Genomic DNA, 25,660 nt, shown 5'->3' with positions numbered 1-25,660 from the left:
GCGGGCAGGTAGGACCGATCGACCGGAAGGAGCCGTGAGTGAGCGTGCAGGAGACCCCCGCCCCCGACGAACTGCGCATCCCCGTCGCCGGGGGAGACCTGGCCGTGCTGCGCTGGCCCGGCGACGCCGCCGCCGGCGGCGCGCCCGGCGGCACCGGCGAGCCGCCCGTCCTGGCCGTCCACGGCATCACCGCCAACGGCCTGTCCTTCGGCGCCGTGGCCGCCCGCCTGGCGCGCCGCACCACCGTCATCGCCCCCGACCTGCGCGGGCGCGGCGCCAGCGGGCACCTGCCGGGCCCCTACGGTATCGGCGCGCACGTCGACGACCTGGTCGCGGTGCTGGACCACCTGGGCATCGAGCGGGCCGTGCTCGCCGGGCACTCCATGGGGGCGTTCGTCTCCTGCCTGGCCGCCGTGCGCCGCCCCGACCGGTTCGCCGCCGCCCTGCTCATCGACGGCGGCTTCGGGCTGGCCGCTCCGCCGGGTACCGACGTGGAGGACGTGATCGGACCGGCCATGGCCCGGCTGCGCATGGAGTTCGCCGACCGCGACGCCTACCGCGACTTCTGGCGCGCCCACCCGGCCTTCGGCGGCGGGCTGTCCGCGGAGGCCGACGCCTACATCCAGCGCGACCTCGTCGGCGCCGAGCCGCACCTGCGCTCGGCCTGCGCGCAGGAGGCGGTGCGCACCGACGGCGCGCAGATCTTCGGCGACTCCGACGTGCTGGAGGCGGTCCACCGACTGCCGTGCCCGGCGCGCCTGCTGTGGGCGCCGCGCGGCCTGCTCGACGAGGAGCCCGGCCTCTACACCCGCGAGCGGCTGGCACCGCTCGCCGAGGCGGGCGTGGCCGTCGAGCAGGTGCCCGACACCAACCACTACAGCCTGCTGCTGGATCCCGACGCCGCCCAGACGGTGGCCGACCGCGTCCGCGACCTGCAACATGAGGCGATGCGAGGCTGAACCCGGCCGCCCGTGAGAACACGCCAGATCCGGCCCAACCCTCCGCCGCCGATCTTGTACCTGGGGTCATTGTGAGCGATCACAAGTGACCACAGGTACAAGATCACCGCTGTTGGGGGCGTCGACTCCGCCCGTCCGATCTAGGGCCGGAGCATCAGCCCAGGCCCGAACCGGGTTCCTCGGGTTCGGTCAGGCCGCCCTCCAGCAGCGCGTGCAGCCGCAGGGCGAGCTGGATCTCCAAGGCGCGGCCGGGTTCGTGCCAGTCGGCGCCGATGAGCCGCCCGACGCGGTCCAGCCGCTGGGCGACGGTGTTGACGTGCACGTGCAGGTCGTCCTTGGCCCGGGACATGCTGCCGCCGCAGGCGAAGTAGGCGCGCAGGGTCTCCACCAGCGCCGTCTCGCGGCGCCGGTCGTAGTCGATCAGCGGGCCCAGCACCGAGTCGACGAATCCGGCCACGTCGCGGTCGCCGCCCAGCAGCAGGCCCAGGAACCCCAGGTCCTCGGGGGAGGCCACCTCCCCGGACCGCCCCAGCGACACCAGGGTCCGCAGGCAGCGCCGCGCCTCGGCGAAGCGGGCGGCGAAACTCGCCAGCCCGGAGGTGGGGCCGGAGGCGCCCGCGGTGACCTCGGCGTTGACGGCGGCCGCCAGGGCGGCGACGGCCTTGCGGCCCACCTCCGCCGGCCGCGGTCCGGGCAGCACCAGTACGGTCGTGCCCGCCCGGGTGCCCGCGAGGCCCCCCGAGGTCTCGGCCAGGTGCATGGCCGCCGAGCGCAGCCTGCCCGGATGGGCGCCCGGTGCTTCGGCGACCACGACCGCGTGCTCGGCCTCCAGGTCGGCGCCCAGCCGCTCGGCGCGGCGGCGCAGCGTGTCGGGGTCGCGCCCGGGCGCGTCCAGCACCGCGTCGAGCAGGTCGCCGCGGACGCGGTTCTCCGCCTCGCTGGCCGAGCGGCGCATGACCAGCAGCAGCGCGATCACCATGGCCGCGCGCTCCAGGATGCGCTGGTCGGCCGGGTCCAGGTCGACGCCCTCCAGGACCACGGCGCCCAGCGGTTCGCCGCCGGCCACGGCGGCGGCCACCCACCCGTTGCCGGTGCGCACCGCGCGACCGCTGGACTGCGAGGCTCCCACCGCCTCGGCGAGCCGGGGCGCGGCCAGCCGCTCTGCGTGCACGGAGGCGTCGTAGACGGTGACCGCGCCGCCCAGCACAGCGCTGACCGCCGCCTCCACCTCCTCCACACCGCCGCCGCGCAGTACCAGGTCGGTGAGCCGGTCGTGGGCGTCGGCGGCGCGCTCGACCGCACCGCTGTGGTCGGTCAGCCGCTGGTTGACCTCGTTCAGCTCCTCCAGGGCCGCCCGGGTGCCCTCCAGCAGGTTCGCGCTGTCGATGGCGATGGAGGCGTGCGTGGCCAGCGACCCCAGCAGCGCGACCTCCGCGTGGGAGAAGGGGCGCTCGCGCCGGTTGGCCGCGAACAGCACCCCGATGACCCTGCCGTTGAGCTGGAGGGGGACGCCCAGAATCGCCACCAGTCCCTCGTCGAGCACGCCGGCGTCGATGGCGGCGGTGTGCTCGAAGCGGGTGTCGGCGAAGTAGTTGGCCGTGACGTAGGGCAGCGCGGTCTGGGCCACCAGTCCGCCCAGGCCCTCGCCGGGCCCCAGCCGCAGCTGCTGGAACTTCGCCGAGACCGAACCGGAGGTGACCCGCATGACCGTGTCGCCGCCCTCGACGGCGGTGTCGCGCAGGGTCAGATAGGCGGTGTCGGTGCCCAGCAGGTTGCGGGCGCGGTCGACGATGGCGCGCAGCACCTGGTCGAGGTCGCGCATGCCCGCCAGGTCGTTGGCGGTCTCGAACAGCGCGCTCAGCTCCGACTCGCGCCTGCGCCGGTCGGAGAGCACCGTGCGCACCCGCAGCGCCAGGACCTTGGCCTCCTCCAGGTCGGCCAGTCGGTCAGGGTCCGCGCCGAGGGCACGGGCCTGCACCAGCGGGCGCTCGTACTCCACGGCCGGGGCGTCGCGCAGCAGCAGCCGCAGGAACTGCGCCTGGGCGCCGCCGCGCTCGTCCGCCTCGGGCCGGGTCTCCTCGCTCAGGTCGCGCTCCATGCTCCGTCCATGACCAGGGAGGCCCCGTTGATGTAGGAGGCCTCGGGCGTGCACAGGTAGGCCGCCATGGCCGCGACCTCGCTCGGCTCGATGAGCCGCTTGAGCGGGCTGCGCGCCAGCAGCACCGAGTCGACCACCTCGTCCTCGCCGATGCCGTGCGCGCGCGCCTGGTCGGCGATCTGGCGCTCCACCAGGGGCGTGCGCACATAGCCCGGGTTGATGCAGTTGGACGTGACGCCGCGGGCGGCCCCCTCGACCGCGGCGACCTTGGACAAGCCCTCCAGGCCGTGCTTGGCCGCGACGTAGGCCGATTTGTAGGCCGAGGCCCGCAGCCCGTGCACCGAGGAGATGTTGACGATCCGTCCCCAGCCCTGGGCGTACATGTGCGGCAGGGCCGCCTGCGCCAGGCGGAAGGGCGCCTCCAGCATCAGCCGCAGGATGAGCGAGAAGCGCTCGGGCGGGAACTCCTCGATCGGCGCCACGGTCTGCACGCCGGCGTTGTTGACCAGGATGTCGGCGCCGCGGGCGACCTCGGCCGCCGCGTCCAGGTCGGTGAGGTCGACCTGCGCGGCGGTCCCCGTGCCCGCCTCCTCCAGCGCCCGGAGCCCGGCGGCGTCGCGGTCGACCAGCCGCACATCGGCGCCCGCTGCGTGGAGCCGCTCGGCGCAGGCCCGGCCGATGCCGCCGGCCGCACCGGTGACCACGGCGGTGCGGCCGCGCAGATCCGGTCCGGCGGCGGGCAGCGGCACGGCCGCGGAATCGCTGCCTGCAGCGGGGGGCGCGGGCGCGGAGGACACCGCCCGGGGGGATTCGCGGGTCGTCATGGAACACAATCTAGGCTCCCCCTTCCCGGCGGCGGATAGCCGTCGCGCCCACACGAGCGGCCGTGCCCATGTAGAGGAACACCATAGCCTCGGCCGTGCTGTCGGCGGCACCCATATCACCCGGGGAGGGACGGGCGGCGGCGCACATGTCGACCGCCCCGCGGGCGCTCCTAGCATGCGTGATGCTCGTCACAACCGGATGAAGGAGGCACGCCGTGCCCCGCCCGCTCTGGCTCCGATCCCCCTCCGCGCTGCCCGCACTTCTCGCGCTCGCGGCCGTCCTGGCCACCGCCGCCGGCGTCCTCGCGCTGACCGGCACCCGCGCCGACGCCGCCGCCCTCCAGCGCGTCACCTCATTCGGCGCCAACCCCGGCTCCCTGGACATGTACGCCTACGTCCCCGACAGCGCCGCACCGGGCGCGCCGCTGGTCGTGCTGCTGCACGGCTGCACCCAGGACGCCGCCGCCTACCACGCCGGGTCCGGATGGGACGGCGTGGCCGACGACCGCGGCGCCGTGCTCGTCTACGCCCAGCAGCGCGGCGCGAACAACGCCAACTCCTGCTTCAACTGGTTCCGTCCCGGCGACACGGCGCGCGGTTCCGGTGAGGCCGCCTCGATCCGGCAGATGGCCGCCTACGCGGCCCGGGAGTTCGGCGCCACCGGCGAAGCCTACGTCTCGGGCCTGTCGGCCGGCGGCGCCATGGCCTCGGAGATGCTCTCGGCCTACCCCGACGTCTTCGCCGGCGGCAGCATCGTCGCCGGGCTGCCCACCGGCTGCGCCGGCAGCCTCCTTGAGGCCACCACCTGCATGAACTCCGGAAAGCAGCAGAGCGCCGAGCAGTGGGGCGACGAGGTGCGGGCCAAGAACCCGGGATACAGCGGGCCGTGGCCGCGCGTGGAGATCTGGCACGGCTCGGCCGACTACACGGTGCGGCCCGTCAACGCCGAAGCCTCCCGCGACCAGTGGGTCGACGTCCACGGCGCCTCGGCCGCCCCCGACCGCACCGAGGAGCGGCCCGCGGGCACGGTGACCGAGTTCCACGAGGTGGGCGGAGTGCCGGTGGTGGCGCTCAACACCGTCTCCGCGATGGGCCACGGAACCCCCGTCGACCCCTCGGCCGGCTGCGGCAGCGCGGGTGCCTACTTCCTGGACACCCTGTGCTCGGCGGAGTACACCGCCGACTTCCTCGGCATCGGCGCGGGCCAGAGCCCCGACCCCGACCCGACGCCCTCGCCCGACCCCACGCCCACGCCCGATCCCACCGACCCGCCGGAGGAGGGCGCCTGCGTGACCTCGAACAACTACGAGCACGTCGCCGCCGGGCGCGCCGAGCACCGGATGGGCCACGCCTACACCGTCGGCGCGGGAGACGACCTCGGCCTGTGGAGCCTGGGCGTGACCACGTCCGTCCGCGAGACCGCGCCCGGGTACTGGGAAGAGGTCTCCGGCTGCTGAGGCCCGCCCGGCACGGCCGCCCGCGGGGAGCACCGCTCGCGCTCCCCGCGGGCGCGCCCGCGCTCCCGTCCGGCCCGGCCCGGCCCGGCCGCCGGAGTGTGCCCCGTCCACACCCGCCTGCCGCCCGGTCCGTGCCCGGCGACTATGGTCCGGATCACACCCCGCTCCTAGGCTTTCGGCAGCGAATCTCCCATACGAGCGGAAGACGGTCTCATGTCTGTGCCAAACTCCCCCTCGGGCGCCCCGTCGGCGGCGCCCCGCGGGTCGTTCGCGAAGGTCGTCACCTCCAGCCTGATCGGTACCACCGTGGAGTGGTACGACTTCTTCCTCTACGGCTCGGCGGCGGCCCTGGTCTTCGGGGCCGTCTTCTTCCCCGAGTCCGACCCCCTGACCGGCGTCCTGCTCGCCTTCGGCACCTACGCCATCGGGTTCGTGGCGCGCCCGATGGGCGGCCTGGTCTTCGGCCACTTCGGCGACCGCGTGGGCCGCAAGAAGCTCCTGGTCATCAGCCTGCTGATGATGGGCGGCGCCACCTTCGCCATCGGCCTGCTGCCCGGCCACGCCACCATCGGCACGGCCGCGCCCCTGCTGCTGATCGCGCTGCGGCTGATCCAGGGCTTCGCGCTGGGCGGCGAATGGGGCGGCGCGGTGCTGCTGGTCTCCGAGCACGGCAGCCCCAGGCACCGCGGCTTCTGGGCGTCCTGGCCGCAGGCCGGAGTGCCCTGCGGCAACCTGCTGGCCACCGCCGTGCTGGCGGTCCTGGCCGCCACCATGTCCGACCCCGCCTTCGAGTCCTGGGGCTGGCGGATTCCGTTCCTGCTGTCGGGGATCCTGGTGATCGTGGGCCTCTACGTCCGGCTCGCCGTGGAGGAGTCGCCGGTCTTCCAGGCCGCTGCCGCCCGCGCGGCCCAGGCGCGCGCCGAAGGCGCGGAGCGCGCGCCCGTCGTCGAGGTCGTGCGCCGGCACTGGCGGGAGATCCTGGTGGCCATGGGCGTGCGCATGGCCGAGAACATCTCCTACTACGTCATCACGGCCTTCATCCTCGTCTACGCGGTCCAAGAGGCGGGAGTCGAGCGCGGCACGGTCCTCAACGCCCTGCTGGCGGCCGCCGCGGTGCAACTGGTGGTCATCCCGGTCTGGGGGATCCTCTCCGACCGCTTCGGCCGCCGCCCGGTCATCGCCTTCGGCGCGATCGGCACCGGTCTGTGGGCCTTCGCGTTCTTCCCGATCATCGACGCCGGCGGGTTCGGGATGGTGCTGGCCGCGGCCGGGGTCGGCCTGGTGCTGCACGCGGCCATGTACGGGCCGCAGGCGGCGTTCTTCTCCGAGCTGTTCGGCACGCGCACGCGCTACTCCGGCGCGTCCATCGGCTACCAGCTGGCGTCGATCGTGGCGGGCGGACTGGCGCCGCTGATCGCCACCTGGCTGCTGTCGACGTTCGGCAGCTCGGTGCCGGTGTCCGCGTATGTCGCGGCCGCCTGCGTGCTGACGGTGGTGGCCGTGGCCGCCTCGCGCGAGACCCGCGGCCGCGACCTGGACGACCCGGCCTTCGCCCGGGAGGACACCGCGAAGACGGGCTGAGCGGCGCCCGGAGCCCCGCGGCGGGTGGACCGGCGCCGCCGCGGGGCTCGGGGCGCGCGCCTGCCCGCGGCCTGCGGCTGCGCGCGCGGCACCAGGGGGAATACGTTCCCGAGCGGACGCCGCGGGCCGCCCCCGCACACTAGTGTCGGGCCTGTGAGCCGACCCACTGTGCGGCGCGTCCTGGCCCTGGACGTCCCACTCGCCCTGTTCGTGGGGGTCGTGTCGCTGGCCGCCGTCCACGCCCAGGCCGCCTGGACGGGTTCCCCGCCGGGCCCGCCGTGGGGCCCCGGCGGCGGTCCGCCGGGCGGACCGCCCTGGGCGAAGGGCGGCGCCGACTTCACCGCCCTGCCGCCGGCGGCCTATGTGTGCATCGCGGTGGTGGCCGGGTGCGTGGCCGTGCGCCGCCTGCGTCCCCGCTGGGCCTTCACCGGCGCCATGGCCGCCGTCGCCGCCTTCTCCGCCCTCGGCCTGGAGGCCGGCCTCCTGCGCCTGGGGCCAATGGTGCTGGTCTACACGATGGCCGCGCTGCTGCCGCTGCGCAGTTGGACGCCCTGGACGGCGCTGGTCGTGCCGGTGTTCCTGGCCGGGCGCACCGACCTGCCTTATCTCGGGCTGGTGGCCCCCGGCGCCGCCGGGGACCTGGTGGCGGCGCTGACGCTGCTGCTGGTGCCGGCCGCGCTGGGCGTCATCGTGCGTTCGCGGCGCGAGAACGCCCGCCGCGAACGCGACGACGAGCTGCGCCGCTCGGTCTACGAGGAGCGGCTGCGCATCGCCCGGGAGGTGCACGACCTGGTGGGACACAGCCTCTCGGTGATCAACATGCAGGCCGGTGTCGCCCTGCACGTGCTGGGCAGGCGCCCGGAGCAGGCCGAGCCCGCGCTGCAGGCGATCCGCCAGACCAGCAAGGACGCGCTGGAGGAGCTGCGGGGCACGCTGGCGGTGTTCCGCGGCGCGGGCGCATCCCGCGGCGACGGCGAGGGGGCCGGCGACGGCGGGGAGGCCGACGGCGGCGTCCGCGAACCCGTGCCCGGGCTGGACCGTCTCGGCGACCTCGCAGCGGGTATCGACCCCACAGGAGAGCGCGTGGCGGTGCGCACCGAAGGGGAGCCCGCGGCGCTGCCGGCGGCGGTCGACCACGCCGCCTACCGCATCGCCCAGGAGGCGCTGACCAACGCGGTGCGCCACGGCGGCGGCGCCGCGGCCGTCGTCATCGGCTACCACCCCGAGGAGTTGACCGTGGAGATCACCGACAGCGGCCCGGCCCGCCCGGGCCGGGCCTACCAGGAGGGCAGCGGGATCGCCGGCATGCGCGAGCGCGCCCGCGCCGTCGGCGGGCGGCTGCTGGCCGGACCGCGCCCCGAGGGCGGATTCCGGGTCCGTGCCGAGCTTCCGGTGGGGGAGCGGTGAGCGCGGTCCGGGTGGCCCTCGCCGACGACCAGGCCCTGGTACGCATGGGCCTGCGCGTACTGATCGAGGCCGAGGAGGACATGGAGCCGGCAGGCGAGGCCGCCGACGGGCGCACGGCCGTCGACCTGGTGCGCCGCGAGCGCCCCGACGTCGTCCTGATGGACGTGCGCATGCCGGGTATGGACGGCATCGCCGCACTGCGCGAGATCGCGGCCGACGACTCGCTGGCCTGCACCCGCGTCGTCGTGCTGACGACCTTCGAGCTGGACGAGTACGTCTTCGACGCGCTGCGCGCCGGCGCCGCCGGTTTCCTGATCAAGGACAGCGACCCCGCCGAACTGCTGCGCGCGATCCGGTTGGCGGCGGCGGGGGAGTCGCTGCTCTCACCCTCGGTCACCCGCAGCGTCATCGCCCACTTCGCCTCGCGCGCGCCGTCGAGCACCCCGCGCCCCGACCTGGGCGAGCTGACCGAGCGCGAGCGCGAGGTGCTCGCCCTGGTCGGCGAGGGGCTGTCCAACGCCGAGATCGCCGAACGCCTCGTCGTCAGCCCCGCCACGGCCCGCACCCACGTCAGCCGCGCCATGGTCAAACTCCACGCCCGCGACCGCGCCCAACTGGTCGTCATCGCCTACCGGGCGGGGCTGGTGCGCTGAAGCGTGCACTGGAGACCGAACGATCATCGATCGCTCACGGCGAACACAGCAGGGGGAACAAACGGGGACTCTCGTTTATTGAGTGATAGTGACTCAACAAGGAGGGTCTGATGACTGAAGCGCAGTCCAACGCGACGTTCCCCGTGCTTCCCCTCGACGACGACGTGGTCCTGCCCGGCATGGTCGTGCCGGTGGACCTCTCCGACTCCGAAGTGCGCGCCGCCGTCGAGGCCGCGCGTGCCGGGGGCGAGGGCGCGGCGAAGGGTCCGGGAGTCCGCTCCACGGGCAAGCCGCGAGTGCTGATCGTCCCCCGCACCGAAGGCAGCTACGCGGCGATCGGCACCGTCGCGGTCATCGAGCAGGTCGGCCGCACCCCCGATGGCGAGCCGGCGGCGGTCGTGCGGGGCACGGCGCGCGCCCGCGTCGGCAGCGGCACCACCGGGCCGGGCGCCGCCCTGTGGGTCTCGGCCGAGGTGCACGACGAGCGGGCGCCCGAGGGCGGCTACCCCGGCAAGGTCCACGAGCAGGCCCGCGAGTTCAAGTCGCTGCTGACCACCTACCTGCAGAAGCGCGGCGCCTGGCAGATCCTGGACGGCATCCAGCAGCTGGACGACCCCGGCGCCCTGGCGGACCGGGGAGGCTACTCCCCCTTCCTCAAGACCGCGCAGAAGATGCAGCTGCTGGAGACCTACGACGTGGCCGAGCGGCTGCGGCTGCTCAACGAGTGGACCCGCGAATACCTGGCCGAGCTCGACGTGGCCGAGACCATCGACCAGGACGTCCAGGAGGGCGTCGAGAAGCAGCAGCGCGAGTTCCTGCTGCGCCGCCAGATGGAGGCCATCCGCAAGGAGCTCAACGAGCTCGACGGCAAGCCCGGCAGCGAGGAGGAGGACTACCGCGAGCGCGTGGAGGCCGCCGACCTGCCCGACCACGTGCGCAAGGCCGCGCTGGCCGAGGTGGACAAGCTGGAGCGGGCCGGCGACTCCTCGCCGGAGTCGGGCTGGATCCGCACCTGGCTGGACACCGTCCTGGACATGCCGTGGAACACCCGCACCGAGGACGCCTACGACATCGCGGGCGCCCGCGGGATCCTCGACGCCGACCACTCCGGCCTCGACGACGTCAAGGAGCGCATCGTCGAGTACCTCGCCGTGCGCAAGCGGCGCGAGGACAAGGGCCTGGGCGTGATCGGCGGGCGGCGCAGCGGGGCGGTGCTCGCGCTCGTCGGCCCGCCCGGCGTCGGCAAGACCTCGCTGGGCGAGTCCGTGGCGCGCTCCATGGGCCGCACGTTCACCCGGGTGGCCCTGGGCGGGGTGCGCGACGAGGCCGAGATCCGCGGCCACCGGCGCACCTACGTCGGCGCGCTGCCCGGCCGCATCGTCCGCGCCGTCAAGGAGGCCGGGTCGATGAACCCCGTCGTGCTGCTCGACGAGATCGACAAGGTCGGCGCCGACTTCCGCGGCGACCCCACGTCGGCGCTGCTGGAGGTGCTCGACCCGGCGCAGAACCACACGTTCCGCGACCACTACCTGGAGGTCGACCTCGACCTGTCCGACGTCGTCTTCCTGGCCACCGCCAACGCGCTGGAGACCATCCCCGGCCCGCTGCTGGACCGCATGGAGGTGGTGCAGCTCGACGGCTACACCGAGGACGAGAAGGTGACCATCGCCCGCGACCACCTGCTCCCGCGCCAGCTGGAGCGGGCCGGTCTGGAATCCGGCGAGGTGGATGTCGCCGACGACGCGCTGCGCCGGATCGCCGCCGAGTACACCCGCGAGGCGGGGGTGCGCGAGCTGGAGCGCACCATCGCGCGGGTGCTGCGCAAGGTGGCCTCGGGCGTCGCGCTGGGCGAGCGCGAGCTGCCGGTGTCGGTCGGGGCCCAGGACCTGACCGGGTTCATCGGGCGGCCCAAGCACACTCCCGAAACGGCCGAGCGCACCTCGGTTCCGGGGGTGGCCACCGGCCTGGCGGTCACCGGGACCGGCGGCGACGTGCTCTTCGTCGAGGCGTCCCTGGCCGACCCCGAGTCCGGCGCGAGCGGGCTGACCCTGACGGGCCAGCTGGGCGACGTGATGAAGGAGTCCGCGCAGATCGCCCTGTCCTACCTGCGCTCGCGCGGCGCGGAGCTGGAGCTGCCGGTGGGCGACCTCAAGGAGCGCGGCATCCACCTGCACGTCCCCGCGGGAGCGATCCCCAAGGACGGGCCCAGCGCCGGCGTCACCATGACCACGGCGCTCGCCTCGCTCCTGTCGGGCCGCCCCGCCCGCTCCGACGTCGCCATGACCGGCGAGGTCTCGCTGACCGGCCGGGTGCTGCCCATCGGGGGTGTCAAGCAGAAGCTGCTGGCCGCGCACCGGGCGGGGATCACCACGGTCCTCATCCCCGCGCGCAACGAGCCCGACCTGGACGACGTCCCCGAGGACATCCGCGAACAGCTCGCCGTCCACCCGGTCAGCGACGTCCGCGAGGTCCTCGACCTGGCGCTGAGCCCGGCCCAGGCCCGGGAGCCGCTGGCCGCGTGACCTTCCGCGGGCACGGAGTGCGGGCCGCCCCGGCGGGGCGGCCCGCCTCGTGTCAGGGGTCCTTGTAGATCGAGTGGTCGCCGATCCGGCGCCAGACCAGGGACGGCTGCCCGGCTTCGTCCTGGCGGATGTGGAATGTGGCGCGGCCCTCCGGGGTGTCTGGGGCCCAGCGGAGCGAGTAGACCTCGCGGCCGGCGAGCCGGTGCGCGCAGGTGCGCCCGGAGCGGACGGGCGAGGAGGCTCCGGCGTCGGCGTCGCGGATGAGGCGGCGGACCGTGGCCATGAACTGCAGCTGGCGCTTGACCGGAAGCCTGCGGAACTCCCGGTCGAACCCGGCGAGGGTCTGGTGCTTCATACGTACCTACCCGCTTTGTCGCAGGTGAGCGCGTCCAGGTGGGCGAGGAACTCCTCGCCGGCCATCGGCGGGCGGATCTCGCCGCGGGCGATCTCCTCCTCCGCCTCCTGCTCCGCGTGCTGCTGCCCGGGCTCCCAGAACCAGGGGAAGTCGGGGTGGACGAGGACGCGCGGCCGGATCGCCACCTCGCCGTCGCGCCCGACGAACTCCAGGACGGTGTGCGGCGTGTCCAGGCCCAGCGTGTCCCACACCTCCTTGGGAATCCGCAGCGCGTACTCGGGATCGGGGAAACCGAAGCCCAGATGCTGGTGAAGATGACCGCGATCCGCGGGCTGCTGAAGAACTGACATCCCTGCCTTCACGGGTGCTCGCGTTTTTGACAACGGAAAGCTATCACTTGGTAACGCAGCGTGCTTGGCCTTTCGGGTGGAGTCCGCCCGCGTGATCACGAACCGCCCGCGTGGCTACGGTGGAAACATGACCTCTGCGAACGACGCCGGACGAGAACTGCAGGTCGCCGTCATCGGCTACGGCAAGGGCGGCGAGGTGTTCCACGCGCCGCTCGTCGACGCCACGCCCGGACTGCGGCTCGCGGCGGTGGTGACCGGCAATCCCGAACGGCAGGCGGCCGTGCACGAGCGCTACCCCGGCGCCGAGGTGATCCCCTCGGCCGAGGAGCTGTGGAAGCGTACCGGCGACATCGACATCGCGGTGGTCACCACGCCCAACGAGACGCACGCTCCGCTGGCGCGGGCCGCGCTGGAGGCCGGGTTCGCCGCGGTGGTCGACAAGCCGTTCGCGCTGAACGCCGTGCAGGCGCGGGAGCTGGCCGAGGACGCCCGGCGGCTGGGCCAGGTGCTGACCGTCTACCAGAACCGGCGCTGGGACTCCGACTTCCTGACGCTGTGGAAGCTTGTCGACGAGGGCGCGCTCGGCAGGGTGCACCGGTTCGAGTCGCGCTTCGAGCGCTGGCGCCCCGAGGCCAGGGGTACCTGGCGCGACAGCGGGTCCCCCGAGACCGGAGCGGGCATCCTCTACGACCTCGGACCTCACCTGATCGACCAGGCGGTCAATCTGTTCGGCCCGGTCGAGTCGGTCTATGCCGAGCTGGACGCCCGGCGCGGAGCCGCCGCCGACGACGACTCCTTCCTCGCGCTGACCCACACCGGCGGCGTGCGCTCGCACCTGTGGATGAGCGCCGTGTCGGCCCAGCTGGGGCCGCGCTTCCGGGTGCTGGGCGACAAGGCGGCCTTCACCATCAGCGGGCTCGACTCCCAGGAGGGGCGCCTGGACAGCGGGGAGCGGCCCGACGCGCCCGACTGGGGCGTCGAGCCCGACTCCGCGTGGGGGCGGCTGGGCACCGACGAGGAGTCGGTCCCCGTTCGCAGCGAGCGCGGCGACTACCCCGCGTTCTACCGGGGCGTGCGCGACGCCGTCGGCGAGGGCGAGCCGCTTCCGGTCGAACTGCACGAGGTCGTCCACGGCCTGGAGGTCATCGAGGCCGCCCGCCGCAGCGCCGCGGGCGGGCGGACGGAGAAGGTGGATCGGGAGGAGACCTGATGGCGCGTTCGGAGCGCCGACCCGGGAGATCCCGCCCGGACGCGGCGGGCGGCCGCGCGTATACGCAGGGGCACCGTCGCGGCTTCCGGTGCGGGGGAAGGACTGGGCCGTATTGAAGAACGGCGGGGGCGCCGCTTCCCAGGAACCCACCGGGTACCGCCTGGGGCGGCCGCCGTCGGGGTTGCGGCAATGGGCGCGGTTCGCGTAGCGCGGTCGCAGCTTGCCGCCGAGCGCACGCTGTGCTTTCAGTCGGAGCCGCGGCACCGGTGGTTGCTTTCCAGCGCAAAGGGTGCGCCGTGCGCTCGGCGGCAAGCTGGCGCGCGGCGCTTCGCGCACCTCAGCCCCATTGCCGCAGCCGCTGTGGTGCTTGCCCTGGGTGGTCCCCGGTGGGTTCCTCGGGTCGGCAGGGAGAGGAACCCACTGGGAACCGCAGAGAACCCGCCACCACCGAGGCTGCGGCAATGGGCGCGCCTCGCGAAGCGCGGTCGCAGCTTGCCGCCGAGCGCACGCGGTGCTTTCAGTCGGAGCCGCGGCACCGGTGGTTGCTTTCCAGCGCAAAGGGTGCGCCGTGCGCTCGGCGGCAAGCTGGCCCACAGCGCTTCGCGCATCTCAGCCCCATTGCCGCAGCCTCTGTGGTACCTGCCCTGGGCGGTTCCCGGTGGGTTCCTCGGGTCGCCAAGGCAGAGGAACCCACTGGGAACCGCAGGGAAGCCGCCACCACCGAGGCTGCGGCAATGGGCGCGCCTCGCGAAGCGCGGACGCAGCTTGCCGCCGAGCGCACGCGGTGCCTGCCAGGTGGAGTGGGACCACCGGTGGCGGGCCTCCGGTACGAAGGTGCGCCGTGCGCTCGGCGGCAAGCCGGCGCAGAACAGGTACGTGGCGCGAAGCGCCTCCGTTAGGGGCGGCGGCGGGTGACGGGTGGGATTCGCGCATCTCGGCCCCATTGCCGCAGCCTCTGTGGTGCTTGCCCTGGGTGGTCCCCGGTGGGTTCCTCGGGTCGGCAGGGAGAGGAACCCACCGGGAACCGCAGGGAACCCGCCACCACCCCCGCGGAGACGCTTCGCGTCACGAGTTTCCTGGCCGCCGAGCGCGCGCGGTACCTGCCGGATAGAGCCGTACCACCGGTGGCCGGGTTCCGGCGCATGAAGGCGTAACGTCGGATGGGTGGATGAGGGGATCTCGGTAGGCGGTGATTCCGGCCATCGGGCCGGCAGCAGCGGGTACCGGCGCATCGTCGTGGCGATGACCGCCGCCGGCATCGCCACGTTCGCCCAGCTCTACGCCGTCCAGGCGGTGCTGCCCGGACTGGCCGACAGCTTCGCCGCCTCGGCCTCCCGGGTGGCGCTGAGCGTCTCCTTCGCCACCGGGGGCCTGGCGGCCTTCGTCCTGGTGTGGAGCGGTATCGCCGACCGCATCGGCCGCGTCCGGGTGATGGCGATCTCCCTGACGGTCTCCACCGCGCTGGGGCTGGCGGCACCCTTCGCCCCGGACATGTGGACGCTGCTGGCGGTGCGCGGCCTGCAGGGCGCGGCCCTGGGCGGCGTGCCGGCCGTGGCCATGGCCTACCTCGCCGAAGAGGTGCACCGCGCCCACCTCTCCCGGGTGGCCGGGATCTACATCGCGGGCAACACCGTCGGCGGGATGAGCGGGCGGCTGGTGGCGGGCGCAGTGGCCGACCTCGGAGGGTGGCGCTGGGGCGTGGCGGCCGACTCCCTGCTGGCGCTGGCCGCGCTGCTCGTCTTCGCCGCCGCGATCCCGCGCACCCGCGGCTTCACACCCAAGCCGCGCGGGTCGGCAGGGCCCGGACTGGCCCGGCGGCTGCTCTCCGCCGTCGCCGACCCCGGTCTGCTCGCGCTCTACTGCCAGGGGCTGTTCCTGATGGGTGCGTTCGTCACCGTCTACAACTACCTGGGCTTCCGGATGACCGGCCCGCCTTTCGGCCTGTCCCAGACGGTCGTGGCCTTCCTGTTCGCCGCCTACCTCGCCGGCACCGCCGGATCGGCCGCCGCCGGCCGCCTGGCCGAGCGGCTGGGGCGGCGCACAGTGCTGCTGTGGGGCGTGGGGGCGATGGCCGGATCGGCCGCGGTGCTGCTGGCACCCTCCCTCGCGGCGGTCGCCGCCGGCCTGCTGCTGTTCACCTTCGGCTTCTTCGCCGCCCACGCCACCGCCTCGGGTTGGGTGGGCCACCGGGCCACGGTCGCGCGCGCCCAGGCCGCGGCCCTCTACACCCTGGCCTACTATCTGGGCTCCAGCACCTTCGGCTGGCTCGGCGGGATCTGGTATGACACCGTCGGCTGGACCGGCGTGGTGGTCTACGTCCTCGCGCTGTGCGCCGCCTCGGCGCTGGCCGGAACGGGGTTGCGCGAGCGCCGGGGATGAGAGGCTCGTAACGCGGGGCCGCCGCCCCGGCGCAGCGCAGCCCAGCGGGAAGGGGAGGAAGCCGTGGCCCAGGTTCTCGTCGTCGCCGACGACCTCACCGGCGCCAACGCCACCGGCGCCCGGTTCGCACGCGCCGGGATGCGGGTCACCACCGTCACCCCCGAGCACGTGACCGCGGTGGCCGAGGAGTACGACGTGGTGGTGGCCAACCTCGACAGCCGCCACGCCTCGGCCGAGCAGGCCGCCGACCTGGTGACCGATGTCGTCGAGGCGATCTGGCCGGTGGGCCTGGTCGTCAAGCGCCTCGACAGCACCCTGCGCGGCAACGTCGGCGCCGAGCTGGAGGCGGCCTGGCGCGCCGTGCGCGACCGGGTCCCGGCCCGGTGGGCCGTACGCGCGCTGGTGGTACCGGCCTTCCCCACCGGCGGCCGGACCACGGTCGACGGCGTCCAGCTGCTCGGCGGCCGGCCCCTGGAGCAGACCGAGCTCGCCCGCGACCCCTTCTGCCCGATGGACACCGGCGACGTCGCGGCGATCCTGGCGCGCCAGTGCCGCCTGGCCGTGCGCCACGTGCCCGCACGCCAGGTCACCCAGAGCATGCTCACCGCGGAGCTGCGCTCCGGCGACGAGCCGGTGCTGGTGTGCGACGCCTCCGACGAGCAGCGCATCGAAGACCTCGCCCAGGCCGCCGCCGAGGCCCACCGCGAGGACGGGACGGTGTGGGTGGCCGCCGACCCGGGGCCCAGCGGGGCGCTGCTGGCCTATGCGCTGCGCCTGCGCGGCCAGGCGGGCGCTCCGGGGCCGCTGCTGGCCGTCGCGGGCAGCACCACGGACCTGACAAGGCGCCAGGTCGCGGCCCTGGCCCGATCCGGCCCGGTCCGCTTCGTCGACGCCGACCCCGGCCGCCTGGGCGCCGGCGACCGCGAACACGCCCGCGAGGTCGCCCGGCAGCTCGTCGACCGGCTGACGTCGGCGGTCTTTCCCGACGTCGTCGCGCTGCGGCTGCTCGAACCCGCTGCCGAAGCCCACCCGGCCGAGCGCGCCCTGCCGGCGCGCCTGGCCGAGCTGCTGGCGGGGGTGGTGGAGGCCGTGGAGGAGGAGGCGGGCACCCACGCCCTGCCCAGCGGCCTGTTCCTCACCGGCGGCGACCTCACCTCCAGCGTGTTCGACGCCCTGGGCGTCCACGGCTTCGAGGTCGCCGGCGAGGTGCTGCCGCTGGCCGTGCACGGCACCCTCAGCGGCGGCCCGCTCGAAGGGACGCCCGCGGTGGTCAAAGGCGGGCTGGTGGGCGACGAGTCGGCGGCGGTGGAGTGCCTGGGACGGCTGCGCCGCGCCGCCCGCGCCCGGCTCCAGCAGGTGCACTCGGAGGTCTCCGAGCACGTGCTGCCCCCGGCCGGCCGCTCGGCGCAGAGCCCCGTCTGAAGCGCCGGTCCTCCGCCGCCGGACCGGGCGAGACGGGGATCACCGCCGCCGGCCGGTGCCGTTCCGCGGGTGCTCGTCTAGACTGCCGGGCAATTTACCCACATGCGGGCCTGCCGCGCGGCGGCCGGCCCGCAGACCCCGGCATCGAGGAGGACGATGACACCACTGGGCCACGAGACCATCCGGCGCCTGCCCAAGGTGCTGCTGCACGATCACCTGGTGGGCGGCCTGCGCGCGGGCACCGTGCTCGACCTCGCCGCCCCGGCCGGCGGCGCCGGGCTGCCCGCCGCGGACCCCGACCGGCTGCGCGCCTGGTTCGGCGCCCCGGCGCCCACCCCCGAGGAGCGGGCCCGCCGCCTGGACCCGGTGGTCGCCCTGCTGCAGGACACCGCTTCCCTGACACGCGCGGCGGCCGAATGCGCACAGGACCTCGCCGCCGACGGCGTGGTCTACGCCGAGGTCAAGCTCGCCCCCGAGCAGCACACCGAAGGCGGCCTCACCCGTGAGCAGGTCGTCGACGCGGTCCTGGAGGGGCTTCGGGTCGGGCGGGCCAAGGCCCGCCTGTTCGGCCTGAGGACCGACGTGCGGCTGCTGCTGACGGCGATGCGCCAGGCCGCCGACTCCCTGGAGATCGCCGACCTGGCCGTGCGCTACCGCCACCGCGGCGTGGTGGGCTTCGACATCGCCGGGCCCGAGGCGGGCTATCCGCCCACCCGCCACATCTCCGCCTGCGAGCACGTCAAGCGCGCCAACTTCCACCTCACCCTGCACGCGGGCGAGGGGTTCGGGCTCTCCTCGATCTGGGAGGCCATCCAGTGGTGCGGCGCCGACCGGCTCGGCCAGGGCGTGCGCATCTTCGACGACATCGCCGCGGCCGAGGACGGCTCGGCCAAACTGGGCGAGCTGGCCGCCTACATCCGCGACAAGCGGATCCCGGTGGAGCTGTGCCCCACCTCCAACGTCAACACCGGCGTGCTGCCGTCGCTGGCCGCCCACCCCGTCGACACGCTGCGCCGGCTGCGGTTCCGCGTCACCGTCAACACCGACAACCGGCTGCTGGACAGCGCCACGCTCAGCGAGGAGCTGGCGCGGCTGTGCGCGGAGTTCGGCTACACCGCCGAGACGCTGCGCTGGTTCACCGTCAACGCCATGAAGTCGGCGTTCATCGGCCACGACGAGCGGCTGGCGCTCATCGAGCAGGTGATCAAACCCGGGTACGCCGACGAGCGCGCCCGGTGGGCGAGCGCGGCCTTCTTCCGCCAGGAGGACCCCTGGTAGCGGCCGCCGGCGCGCGGCACCGCGCGCCCCGCGCCCGCCGCAGCGAGCGCAGGGCGCATCGGCGCGCTCCGGTGAGCGGACGGTCCCCTCTTGTCGATCCGCTCCCGGACGATTCGGGTCCCGCCGGGCCCGGTCAGACCGGTTCGTCGTCGTCCGGCGCGACCCGCGGCACCGCGAACGGGGGAGTGCCGGTGCCCACGATCCGGTAGCCGCCCCAGACGTTGGCCTCGGCGAGCCTTCCCTCGGCCTCGTGGCCGTCGGGGGTGCGCAGCACGACCGCGGTGTCGCCGGCCGTGAACGCCGCGTCGGCGGCCGGGTCGCCGGAGACGCGGCCCCTCCAGGTGTAGGCGCCCACCAGCGGGTCGAAGTGCCCGGCGAGGTGCGCCTCGACCGCGGCCTCGACGCCGCCGGCGACCAGGGTCGCCGGCCCGTGGTACTCCTCCTCGTCGTCGCCCATACCGCTCACGGCGACCTCCTTCCCGCTGCCGCGGCGGGCCGCGTCCGTGCCCGCCGCCGCGGGCGCCCGGCGCCGGGCGCGGTGCGCAGGCGGTAGTTGCGGGCGTCGAACCGGCTGGTGCGCAGCTTGTAGTCCCAGGTGAAGCCGGGCCACAGGGTGGTGTTGCGGCCCTGGTCGTTGAGATACCAGCTGTCGCAGCCCCCCGAGACCCACACGGTGCCGAGCATCTTGTCCTGCACCCACCGGGTGTAGGCCTCCTCCGCCTCGGCGCGCGGCTCCAGCCGGTCGGCGCCGTGGTCGTGGGCGTAGCGCAGCGCGGCCATGGTGTAGGCGATCTGCGCCTCCAGCATGAACAGCTGCGAGGTGTGGCCCAGCCCGGTGTTGGGGCCGGCGAGCACGAACAGGTTGGGGTAGCCGGCGACGGTGGTGCCCCGCAGCGCCTGCATGCGCCGCCCCCGGTCCCAGCGGTCGGCCAGCAGCACGCCCTCGGCGTTGCGGATGCGCTGGGCGATGGGGCTGTCGGTGACGTGGAAGCCGGTGCCGAAGATCAGCGTGTCCACCTCGTGGCGGGTGCCGTCGCGGGTGATCACCGCGTCGGCCCGGATCTCGGCGATGGGGTCGGTGACCACGTCGGTGTTGGGGGCGTCCAGCGCCGGATAGTAGTCGTTGGACAGCAGGATGCGCTTGCAGCCGATGGTGTAGTCGGGCACCAGCTTGCGGCGCAGCTCGGGGTCCTTGACCCCGTGCCGCAGGTTGGCCAGCGCGAGCTTCTCCACGAGCTTGAGCAGCCGCGGGTTCTTGGCGAACCCGATGACGTAGTTCTCCCGCCCCCAGTAGATGCAGGTGCGCGCCAGGCGCTGGGCCGCGGGCACGGCGTTGAACAGCCGCCGTTCCAGGGCGGTGATGTCGCGGTCGTGCCGGGGGATCACCCAGGGCGGAGTGCGCTGGAACACCCGCAGCTCGCTCACCGCGGGCTGGATCTCGGGGATGAACTGGATGGCCGAGGCGCCCGTGCCCACCACGCCGACCCGCCGGCCGGCGAGGTCGTGGCCGTGGTCCCAGTCGGCCGAATGGAAGACGGCGCCCTCGAAGGAGTCGAGTCCGGGGATGTCGGGGTAGGAGGGGTCGGCCAGCGGCCCGCAGGCGCTCACGAGGAACTGCGCGGTGACCGTGCCGCCGGTGGTGCGCACCCGCCAGCGGTTGCCCTCCGGCTCCCAGCGCGCCTCGGTGACCTCGTGGCCGAAGCGGACGTGGCGCACCACGTCGTAGTCCTTGGCGACCCGGCGCAGGTAGTCCCAGATCTCGGGCTGCGGCGAGAAGCTGCGGCTCCAGTCGGGGTTGGGGGCGAAGGAGAAGGAGTACAGGTGGGAGGGGACGTCGCAGGCGGCGCCGGGGTAGGTGTTGTCGCGCCAGGTGCCGCCGACGTCCTCGGCGCGCTCCAGCAGCACGATGTCGTCGAGCCCGGCCTGCTTGAGCCGGACCGCCATGCCGATCCCGGCGAACCCGGTGCCGATGACGGCGACGCGGTAGTGGGCGGGCGCGGTCTCCCGGTCCTCGGTGGGGGCCTGGTCGTGGGTCACGTCAGCCGATCCTTTCCGGCCGGTCGGGCTGGTGGCGTGTCCCGCGGGCCCGCGCCGTGCGCGGACCCGCGGGAGGGCCGGCGGGGAGCCGGCCCGGTTGCTCAGGCGCGTTGAGCCTCCGGGCCGGCCGTCGAGGGGGCGGGTGCGCCGCGGCGGCCCAGCAGTCCGGCCTTGCGCCAGAAGTACCTGCCGGGGCCGGAGATGGCGCCCGCGCGGTCGAGGGTCGCCACGACCTTGCGGGCCGCCCAGGTCTTGGTGTCGATCCAGTGCGGGTTGCGGCGGGCGGCCTTGCGGGCGGCGCGCGGGTCCAGGCCGACGCGCTCGTAGACCTTGGGGCTGATCAGGCGGGTCGCGGAGTAGTACACGACCAGGCCCAGCACGAACCGGCTGTAGTGCTGGATGAGCGGCCCGCGCCGCTGCCAGTCGCGCGCGAACTCCTCGCGGGCGTAGCGCATGTGCCGGGCCTCCTCCACGACATGGATGCGCGAGACCGCGCGCGTGAGCGGCTCCAGCTCGTCGTCGGCCATGATCTCCCGCTGGAGCTGGTCCAGGATCTCCTCGACGAACAGGGCGCCGCTGAAGGTCAGCGGTCCGTTGGAGATGGTCTTGAAGACCTTGCCGAGGAAGTGCGTGACCGGGTCGAGCCGGTAGAAGGGGGCGTCGAGCTTCTCGATGAGCTTGGCGAACATCACCGAGTGGCGGCACTCGTCGCCGATCTCGGTGTAGGCGTACTGGACGTGGTTGGTGGTGGGATCGCGGTCGTAGGCGTGGCGCACCAGCATCTGCATCAGGATCGTCTCGAACCAGATCCCGATGCTGGCCACGCTGGCGATCTCCTGGCGGCTGAGCTCCTTGCGCTGCTCCTCGGTGAGCGTCTCCCACAGCTCGGTGCCGTAGAGGGACAGGCGCTCGGGCCGGATCGCGTAGCGGTCCCGGTCGACGGGGGCGTCCCAGTCGATCTCGACGAGGGGGTCGAAGGACGCCTTGGCCGAGGAGCGCAGCAGGCGCCTGGCGATGTCCTCGCGGTCGGTCGTGCGGGTCTGCGGCTCGACGGTCATGCCCGGTCCTCCTTGTCCTCATCCGGCGGCGGCCCGGCGGATGCCGGCGGGAAACCCGGAGGTGAGCCGCCGGACCGCGCCCTGAGGGGCGGATGTGATCTCGTCCACACCGTGGATGCCGAAACATTACAACGACCATTGTCACAATTCAACCGGTAGTCGGAAGGCGGAGGGGAGCGCCGCCGCCCGCCCGCGGACCGCCGGCGACCCGCGCCCGCGGCCGCCCGGCAGCGAGCCGACCGGCCTCCGCCAGAAGCCCTAGGCTTGGGGCATGGCCGAATACCGCATCGACGAGTTGGCGCGGCTCGCGGGTACCACGGTGCGAAACGTCCGCGTCTACCAGGACCGGGGGCTGCTCTCCCCGCCCCGCCGCGAGGGCCGGGTGGGCATCTACACCGAAGCCCACCTGGCGCGGCTGCGGCTGATCGGCCAGCTGCTCAAGCGCGGCTACACCTTCGCCAACATCAGCGAGCTCATCACCGTCTGGGAGCGCGGCGGCGACCTCAACGACATCCTGGGGTTCGAGTCGGCGATCGGCGACCCCTGGTCCGACGAGATCGCCGGCTACATCACCATGGGCGAGCTGCGCGAGCTGTTCCCCGGCCAGGTCGACGCGCCCAACATCACCCGGGCGCTGCGGCTGGGCCTGGTGGAGCGCGAAGGGCTGCGCTTCCGCGTGCCCAGCCCGCGGCTGCTCAACGCCGGCGCCGAGCTGGTGGCCGCCGGCATGGAGCTGAGCACCGTGCTGGACATCTCCGAGCGGCTCAAGGAGCGCGTGGGCTCCCTCGCCGGCGAGCTGGTGCGCGCGGTGGCCGACCACATCCTCGCCGAGCACGCTCCCCAGGGCATCCTGCAGGGCGAGGAGATCGCCGAGACCGCCGCCCTGGTGCGCCGGCTGCGGCCGCTGGCCCAGACGGCCGTGGACGCCATGCTCGCCGACGCAATGTCCCAGAGCCTCCAGGAAGTGCTGGGGGAGCACTTCGCCGAGGTGCTGGAGCACATCAACGAGCGCAAGGGCGCCTCCGGCGGCGCGCCGGGTGCGCACCCCGGCGGCGGAGCGGTCGGCGCCTCCGCGGTCGAAGGGTAGGGCGGGCCGGGGGCCCGGCTCACTCCGGGTGCGCCCGCCGTGCGGCCCGGCACAGCTCGGCGAGTTCCTCGCCGACCGCATCGGGCGCCTCCAGCGGGAGCATGTGCCCGCAGGCGGGCAGGACCCGCAGCCGCGCCTGCGGCAGCGCGCGGCACAGCTCCCGGGCGTGGCGCAGGGCGACCAGCCTGTCGCGCCCGCCCGCGATCACGCGCACCGGGACACCGCCCAGCGCGCCCAGACCGCCGGAGAGGTCCTGCCCCGCCAGCGACGCGTAGCACCCGGCGACGACCCCGCTCGGCGTGTTGTGGATGAGTTGGGCGCACTCCCGCACGTGCAGGGGATCGGGCGCGGCGCCGAACACCGCCCGCCGCACCGCGGCCCGGTAGGCGCCCGAGTGGGGTGGCACCAGGCCGTGCAGGCGGTCGGCGACGGCGGGTGCCGTGAGCAGCGCCCGCAGCACGGCGCGCTTGGCGCCGCCCGCCATCCGCGCGCCGAGAGGCCGGCCCGGGTCGGTGCCCTCCAGCCGGCCCGCGGCGGTCGCCGCCAGCAGCACGCCCGCGACCCGTTCGGCGACGAAGCCGGGATGCGCCGCCGCCAGGGCGAGGACCGCCCGACCGCCCATGGCGTGCCCCGCGAGCACCACCGGCCCCTCCGGCGCGCAGGCCTCCAGCACCCGCATCAGGTCGTCGCCGAGCACGGCGCCGCCGAGCGGGCGGGTGCCCAGGGTGGAGCCGCCGTGGCCGCGCTGGTCCCAGCGCACGGTGCGCACGGCACCTTGGGGCTCGGCGGCCAGGCGGGTGGCCTGCAGGCGCCAGGCGTCGGAGGCCAGCGCCTGGCCGTGGGCCAGTACCGCCGTCACCGGCGCCCGATCGGTGCCGCGGACGTGGACCCGCAGTTCGGCGCCGTCGGGCGTGCGCACGATCCGGGCGCGGTCGGCGGCGTGGCTCAGGGGGATCACGGGTGCCTCCTCGGCGCGTGGTCCGGGGCGGCCGCGGGCGCGGGGGCCGTGCGGCCGCCCCGGACGGTCACAGCTGCTCCGCCTCCGCGCGGTCGGCCGCGGACTCCCGGGAGTCCACCACGCTCAGCGGCAGCGGGGCGGTGAAGCGCAGTTCGGCGCTCGCGCCCGCCGGGACGGCCGGGTGGCGGGGGAACACCGGCTCGACGCGCCGGTAGGGCTCCTCCGGCGCGGGGCGGGGGTCCTCCTCGCCCTTGTTGGGCCACATCGACATCGCCCGCTCCGCCTGGGCCGTGATCGTCAGCGACGGGTTGACGCCCAGGTTCGCCGAGACCGCCGCGCCGTCGACGACGTGCACGCCGGGGTGGCCGTAGAGCCGGTGGTAGGGATCGATCACGCCCGTCTCCGGCGAGGAGCCGATCGGGCAGCCGCCCAGGAAGTGGGCGGTGAGCGGGATGTCCAGCACCTCGCCGATCGTGCCGCCCGCGTGGCCGTCGATCTCCTCGGCCAGGCGCGTCATGACCTCCTGGCCCTGGGGGATCCAGGTGGGGTTGGGTTCGCCGTGGCCCTGGCGCGACGTCAGCACGCGCCGCCCCAGCAGTCCGCGCCGGGTGTAGGTGGTCAGCGAGTTGTCCAGGGACTGCATGACCAGGCCGATGATCGTGCGCTCGGAGAAGCGGCGCACCGACAGGCTGCGCGCGAAGACGTAGGGGTGGCGTGCGACCAGTCCGAGGAAGCGCAGCCAGCGCGGCACCCGGCCGCCGCCGGGCACCTGGATCGTCGCCAGCAGCCCCATCGCGTTGGAGCCCTTGCCGTAGCGGACCGGCTCCACGTGGGTGTGGGAGTCGGGGTGCATCGAGGAGGTGATGGCCACGCCCCGGGAGAAGTCCTCGGCGGGCTCGACGCTCTTGCTCATCGCCCCGGCCAGCGACTCGGAGTTGGTCCGCGTCAGCGTCCCCAGCCGCTCCGAGAGCCGCGGCAGCAGTCCGGTGTCGCGCATGCGGTGCAGCAGCGCCTGCGTGCCGTAGGCGCCGGCGGCGACCACCACCTGGCGGGCGGTGAACGTGCGCGCGTGTTCGCGCTTGCGCGGCGCGCCGGTGGCCAGCGTGTCCACGGCGTAGCCGGCGGGCCGCCCGCCGGCGGCGGGCAGTTCGCGCAGCCGCTCGACCGTGGTCATCGGATGGACGACCGCGCCGTCGCGTTCGGCGAAGTAGAGGTAGTTCTCGGTGAGCGTGTTCTTGGCGCCGTGGCGGCAGCCGGTCATGCACGAGCCGCACTCCAGACAGGCGCGCCGCCGCGGGCCCGCGCCGCCGAAATAGGGGTCGCCGCCGTCCTCGCCCGGGGCCGCGCGGTGCTCGCCGTCGCCGTCCTGGCCGTCGCCGAAGTAGACGCCCACGGGCGCCAGGTGGAAGGTCTCGCCCACGCCCATGTCCTCGGCCACCTTCTTCAGGTGCGCGTCGGCGGGGGTCGTGGTCGGGTTGGTGCGCACGCCCAGCATGCGGCGCGCCTGGTCGTAGTAGGGCGCCAGTTCGCTGCGCCAGTCGGTGATGTCGCGCCACTGGGGGTCGTCGTAGAAGTCGTCGAGCGGGGTGTAGAGGGTGTTGGCGTAGTTCAGCGAGCCGCCGCCCACACCGGCGCCCGCCAGGATCATGACATCGCGCAGCAGGTGGATGCGCTGGATGCCGTACATGCCCAGTGCGGGTGCCCAGATGAAGTTGCGCAGGTCCCAGGAGGTCTCGGGGAGGGTCTCCGGGGTGAAGCGGCGGCCGGCTTCCAGGACGCCGACGCGGTAGCCCTTTTCGGTCAGTCGAAGGGCGCTGACTGCACCGCCGAAACCCGAGCCGATGACGACCACGTCATAGTCGAAGCCGTCTGCACCGGGGGGCGCCGACGTCTCGTCGGGGGAGGTTCTGCTTGAATTGTCCGTTGCCACGGCCTCGCCTTCCTGAGCCGTCCGTGCTGCTGAGGGCCGCCCTCGCGGCGGAATCCGCCTCTGAGTCGGGCGATTGGAAATGTGACATCAACTAT

Annotated in this window: 20 protein-coding genes; 11 read left to right on the top strand and 9 right to left on the bottom strand. The window is 74.3% G+C overall.

Going from position 1 to position 25,660, the window contains the following annotated elements; all coding sequences use genetic code 11:
- Positions 1-38: 38 nt before the first annotated feature.
- Positions 39-959 (top strand): alpha/beta hydrolase, encoded by a 921-nt coding sequence (locus tag FZ103_RS13760; protein WP_343233522.1) that lies wholly within the window; start codon positions 39-41, stop codon positions 957-959.
- Between the two features lie 154 nt (positions 960-1,113).
- Here FZ103_RS13760 and FZ103_RS13755 read toward each other — a convergent pair whose 3' ends face one another.
- Positions 1,114-3,057 (bottom strand): GAF domain-containing protein, encoded by a 1,944-nt coding sequence (locus FZ103_RS13755; protein ID WP_156001549.1) that lies wholly within the window; start codon positions 3,055-3,057, stop codon positions 1,114-1,116.
- Positions 3,042-3,881, bottom strand: coding sequence for a 3-hydroxybutyrate dehydrogenase (locus FZ103_RS13750; protein WP_156001548.1), 840 nt, complete (start codon positions 3,879-3,881; stop codon positions 3,042-3,044). Before FZ103_RS13750 ends, FZ103_RS13755 begins: the two co-directional genes overlap by 16 nt.
- A 215-nt stretch (positions 3,882-4,096) precedes the next feature.
- Between FZ103_RS13750 and FZ103_RS13745 the strand changes: the two genes are divergently transcribed.
- The 5 genes from FZ103_RS13745 (at position 4,097) to lon (ending at position 11,501) form a co-directional block, all read left to right on the top strand.
- Entirely contained in the window at positions 4,097-5,338 is a 1,242-nt protein-coding gene (locus tag FZ103_RS13745) for a PHB depolymerase family esterase (RefSeq protein WP_343233521.1), read from the top strand.
- Positions 5,339-5,551: 213 nt separating this feature from the next.
- The gene (locus FZ103_RS13740) at positions 5,552-6,919 is read left to right on the top strand and encodes an MFS transporter (protein ID WP_156001547.1); all 1,368 of its coding nucleotides are present in this window, start codon (positions 5,552-5,554) and stop codon (positions 6,917-6,919) included.
- Positions 6,920-7,072: 153 nt separating this feature from the next.
- The gene (locus tag FZ103_RS13735; protein WP_343233520.1) at positions 7,073-8,326 is read left to right on the top strand and encodes a histidine kinase; all 1,254 of its coding nucleotides are present in this window, start codon (positions 7,073-7,075) and stop codon (positions 8,324-8,326) included.
- The gene (locus FZ103_RS13730) at positions 8,323-8,979 is read left to right on the top strand and encodes a response regulator transcription factor (protein WP_186356273.1); all 657 of its coding nucleotides are present in this window, start codon (positions 8,323-8,325) and stop codon (positions 8,977-8,979) included. The genes FZ103_RS13735 and FZ103_RS13730 overlap by 4 nt, the downstream gene beginning before the upstream one ends.
- A 110-nt stretch (positions 8,980-9,089) precedes the next feature.
- Positions 9,090-11,501, top strand: coding sequence for an endopeptidase La (gene lon, locus FZ103_RS13725; protein WP_186356272.1), 2,412 nt, complete (start codon positions 9,090-9,092; stop codon positions 11,499-11,501).
- A gap of 52 nt (positions 11,502-11,553) precedes the next feature.
- On the opposite strand, the gene FZ103_RS13720 is transcribed toward lon, so the two are convergent.
- Both FZ103_RS13720 and FZ103_RS13715 read right to left on the bottom strand, forming a co-directional pair.
- Complete coding sequence (locus FZ103_RS13720) at positions 11,554-11,856, bottom strand: hypothetical protein (RefSeq protein ID WP_156001545.1); 303 nt, start codon at positions 11,854-11,856, stop codon at positions 11,554-11,556.
- A complete protein-coding gene (locus tag FZ103_RS13715) occupies positions 11,853-12,206 on the bottom strand; it encodes an AbrB/MazE/SpoVT family DNA-binding domain-containing protein (RefSeq protein ID WP_156001544.1) in 354 nt (117 codons plus the stop codon). Before FZ103_RS13715 ends, FZ103_RS13720 begins: the two co-directional genes overlap by 4 nt.
- Positions 12,207-12,333: 127 nt before the next feature.
- Between FZ103_RS13715 and FZ103_RS13710 the strand changes: the two genes are divergently transcribed.
- From FZ103_RS13710 to FZ103_RS13695, 4 genes are all read left to right on the top strand, one after another.
- Positions 12,334-13,416 carry a Gfo/Idh/MocA family oxidoreductase gene (locus FZ103_RS13710; RefSeq protein ID WP_156001543.1) on the top strand — a complete coding sequence of 361 codons (1,083 nt, stop codon included), beginning with the start codon at positions 12,334-12,336 and terminating at the stop codon, positions 13,414-13,416.
- A gap of 1,176 nt (positions 13,417-14,592) precedes the next feature.
- Complete coding sequence (locus FZ103_RS13705; protein WP_186356326.1) at positions 14,593-15,795, top strand: MFS transporter; 1,203 nt, start codon at positions 14,593-14,595, stop codon at positions 15,793-15,795.
- A 63-nt stretch (positions 15,796-15,858) separates the two neighbouring features.
- A complete protein-coding gene (locus FZ103_RS13700; RefSeq protein WP_186356271.1) occupies positions 15,859-17,217 on the top strand; it encodes a four-carbon acid sugar kinase family protein in 1,359 nt (452 codons plus the stop codon).
- Between the two features lie 156 nt (positions 17,218-17,373).
- A complete protein-coding gene (locus tag FZ103_RS13695) occupies positions 17,374-18,495 on the top strand; it encodes an adenosine deaminase (protein WP_156001542.1) in 1,122 nt (373 codons plus the stop codon).
- A 133-nt stretch (positions 18,496-18,628) separates the two neighbouring features.
- On the opposite strand, the gene FZ103_RS13690 is transcribed toward FZ103_RS13695, so the two are convergent.
- From FZ103_RS13690 to FZ103_RS13680, 3 genes are all read right to left on the bottom strand, one after another.
- A complete protein-coding gene (locus FZ103_RS13690; RefSeq protein ID WP_156001778.1) occupies positions 18,629-18,952 on the bottom strand; it encodes a DUF4873 domain-containing protein in 324 nt (107 codons plus the stop codon).
- A gap of 5 nt (positions 18,953-18,957) precedes the next feature.
- A complete protein-coding gene (locus FZ103_RS13685) occupies positions 18,958-20,532 on the bottom strand; it encodes an NAD(P)/FAD-dependent oxidoreductase (protein WP_343233519.1) in 1,575 nt (524 codons plus the stop codon).
- 101 nt (positions 20,533-20,633) lie between these two features.
- The gene (locus FZ103_RS13680; protein WP_156001541.1) at positions 20,634-21,590 is read right to left on the bottom strand and encodes a diiron oxygenase; all 957 of its coding nucleotides are present in this window, start codon (positions 21,588-21,590) and stop codon (positions 20,634-20,636) included.
- A gap of 271 nt (positions 21,591-21,861) precedes the next feature.
- Here FZ103_RS13680 and FZ103_RS13675 point away from each other — a divergent pair, with 271 nt between their 5' ends.
- Entirely contained in the window at positions 21,862-22,677 is an 816-nt protein-coding gene (locus tag FZ103_RS13675; protein ID WP_156001540.1) for a MerR family transcriptional regulator, read from the top strand.
- A gap of 19 nt (positions 22,678-22,696) precedes the next feature.
- On the opposite strand, the gene FZ103_RS13670 is transcribed toward FZ103_RS13675, so the two are convergent.
- On the bottom strand, positions 22,697-23,635 hold the full coding sequence (locus FZ103_RS13670) for an alpha/beta fold hydrolase (protein ID WP_186356269.1): 939 nt from the start codon (positions 23,633-23,635) through the stop codon (positions 22,697-22,699).
- A gap of 67 nt (positions 23,636-23,702) precedes the next feature.
- Positions 23,703-25,565, bottom strand: a complete 1,863-nt coding sequence (locus FZ103_RS13665; protein ID WP_186356268.1) for a GMC family oxidoreductase — start codon at positions 25,563-25,565, stop codon at positions 23,703-23,705.
- Between the last annotated feature and the right edge of the window lie 95 nt (positions 25,566-25,660).

Origin of the sequence: Streptomonospora sp. PA3 (assembly GCF_009728995.1) — a bacterium.
GTDB lineage: Bacteria > Actinomycetota > Actinomycetes > Streptosporangiales > Streptosporangiaceae > Streptomonospora.
This window is presented reverse-complemented; position numbering and strand designations above follow the sequence as displayed.

Bases quoted from the DNA above. Each gene is read 5' to 3' on its own strand.
- FZ103_RS13755 (WP_156001549.1), bottom strand. From the start codon at position 3,057: ATGGAGCGCGACCTGAGCGAGGAGACCCGGCCCGAGGCGGACGAGCGC.
- FZ103_RS13750 (WP_156001548.1), bottom strand. From the start codon at position 3,881: ATGACGACCCGCGAATCCCCCCGGGCGGTGTCCTCCGCGCCCGCGCCC.
- FZ103_RS13740 (WP_156001547.1), top strand. From the start codon at position 5,552: ATGTCTGTGCCAAACTCCCCCTCGGGCGCCCCGTCGGCGGCGCCCCGC.
- lon (WP_186356272.1), top strand. From the start codon at position 9,090: ATGACTGAAGCGCAGTCCAACGCGACGTTCCCCGTGCTTCCCCTCGAC.
- FZ103_RS13720 (WP_156001545.1), bottom strand. From the start codon at position 11,856: ATGAAGCACCAGACCCTCGCCGGGTTCGACCGGGAGTTCCGCAGGCTT.
- FZ103_RS13715 (WP_156001544.1), bottom strand. From the start codon at position 12,206: ATGTCAGTTCTTCAGCAGCCCGCGGATCGCGGTCATCTTCACCAGCAT.
- FZ103_RS13710 (WP_156001543.1), top strand. From the start codon at position 12,334: ATGACCTCTGCGAACGACGCCGGACGAGAACTGCAGGTCGCCGTCATC.
- FZ103_RS13695 (WP_156001542.1), top strand. From the start codon at position 17,374: ATGACACCACTGGGCCACGAGACCATCCGGCGCCTGCCCAAGGTGCTG.
- FZ103_RS13690 (WP_156001778.1), bottom strand. From the start codon at position 18,952: ATGGGCGACGACGAGGAGGAGTACCACGGGCCGGCGACCCTGGTCGCC.
- FZ103_RS13680 (WP_156001541.1), bottom strand. From the start codon at position 21,590: ATGACCGTCGAGCCGCAGACCCGCACGACCGACCGCGAGGACATCGCC.
- FZ103_RS13675 (WP_156001540.1), top strand. From the start codon at position 21,862: ATGGCCGAATACCGCATCGACGAGTTGGCGCGGCTCGCGGGTACCACG.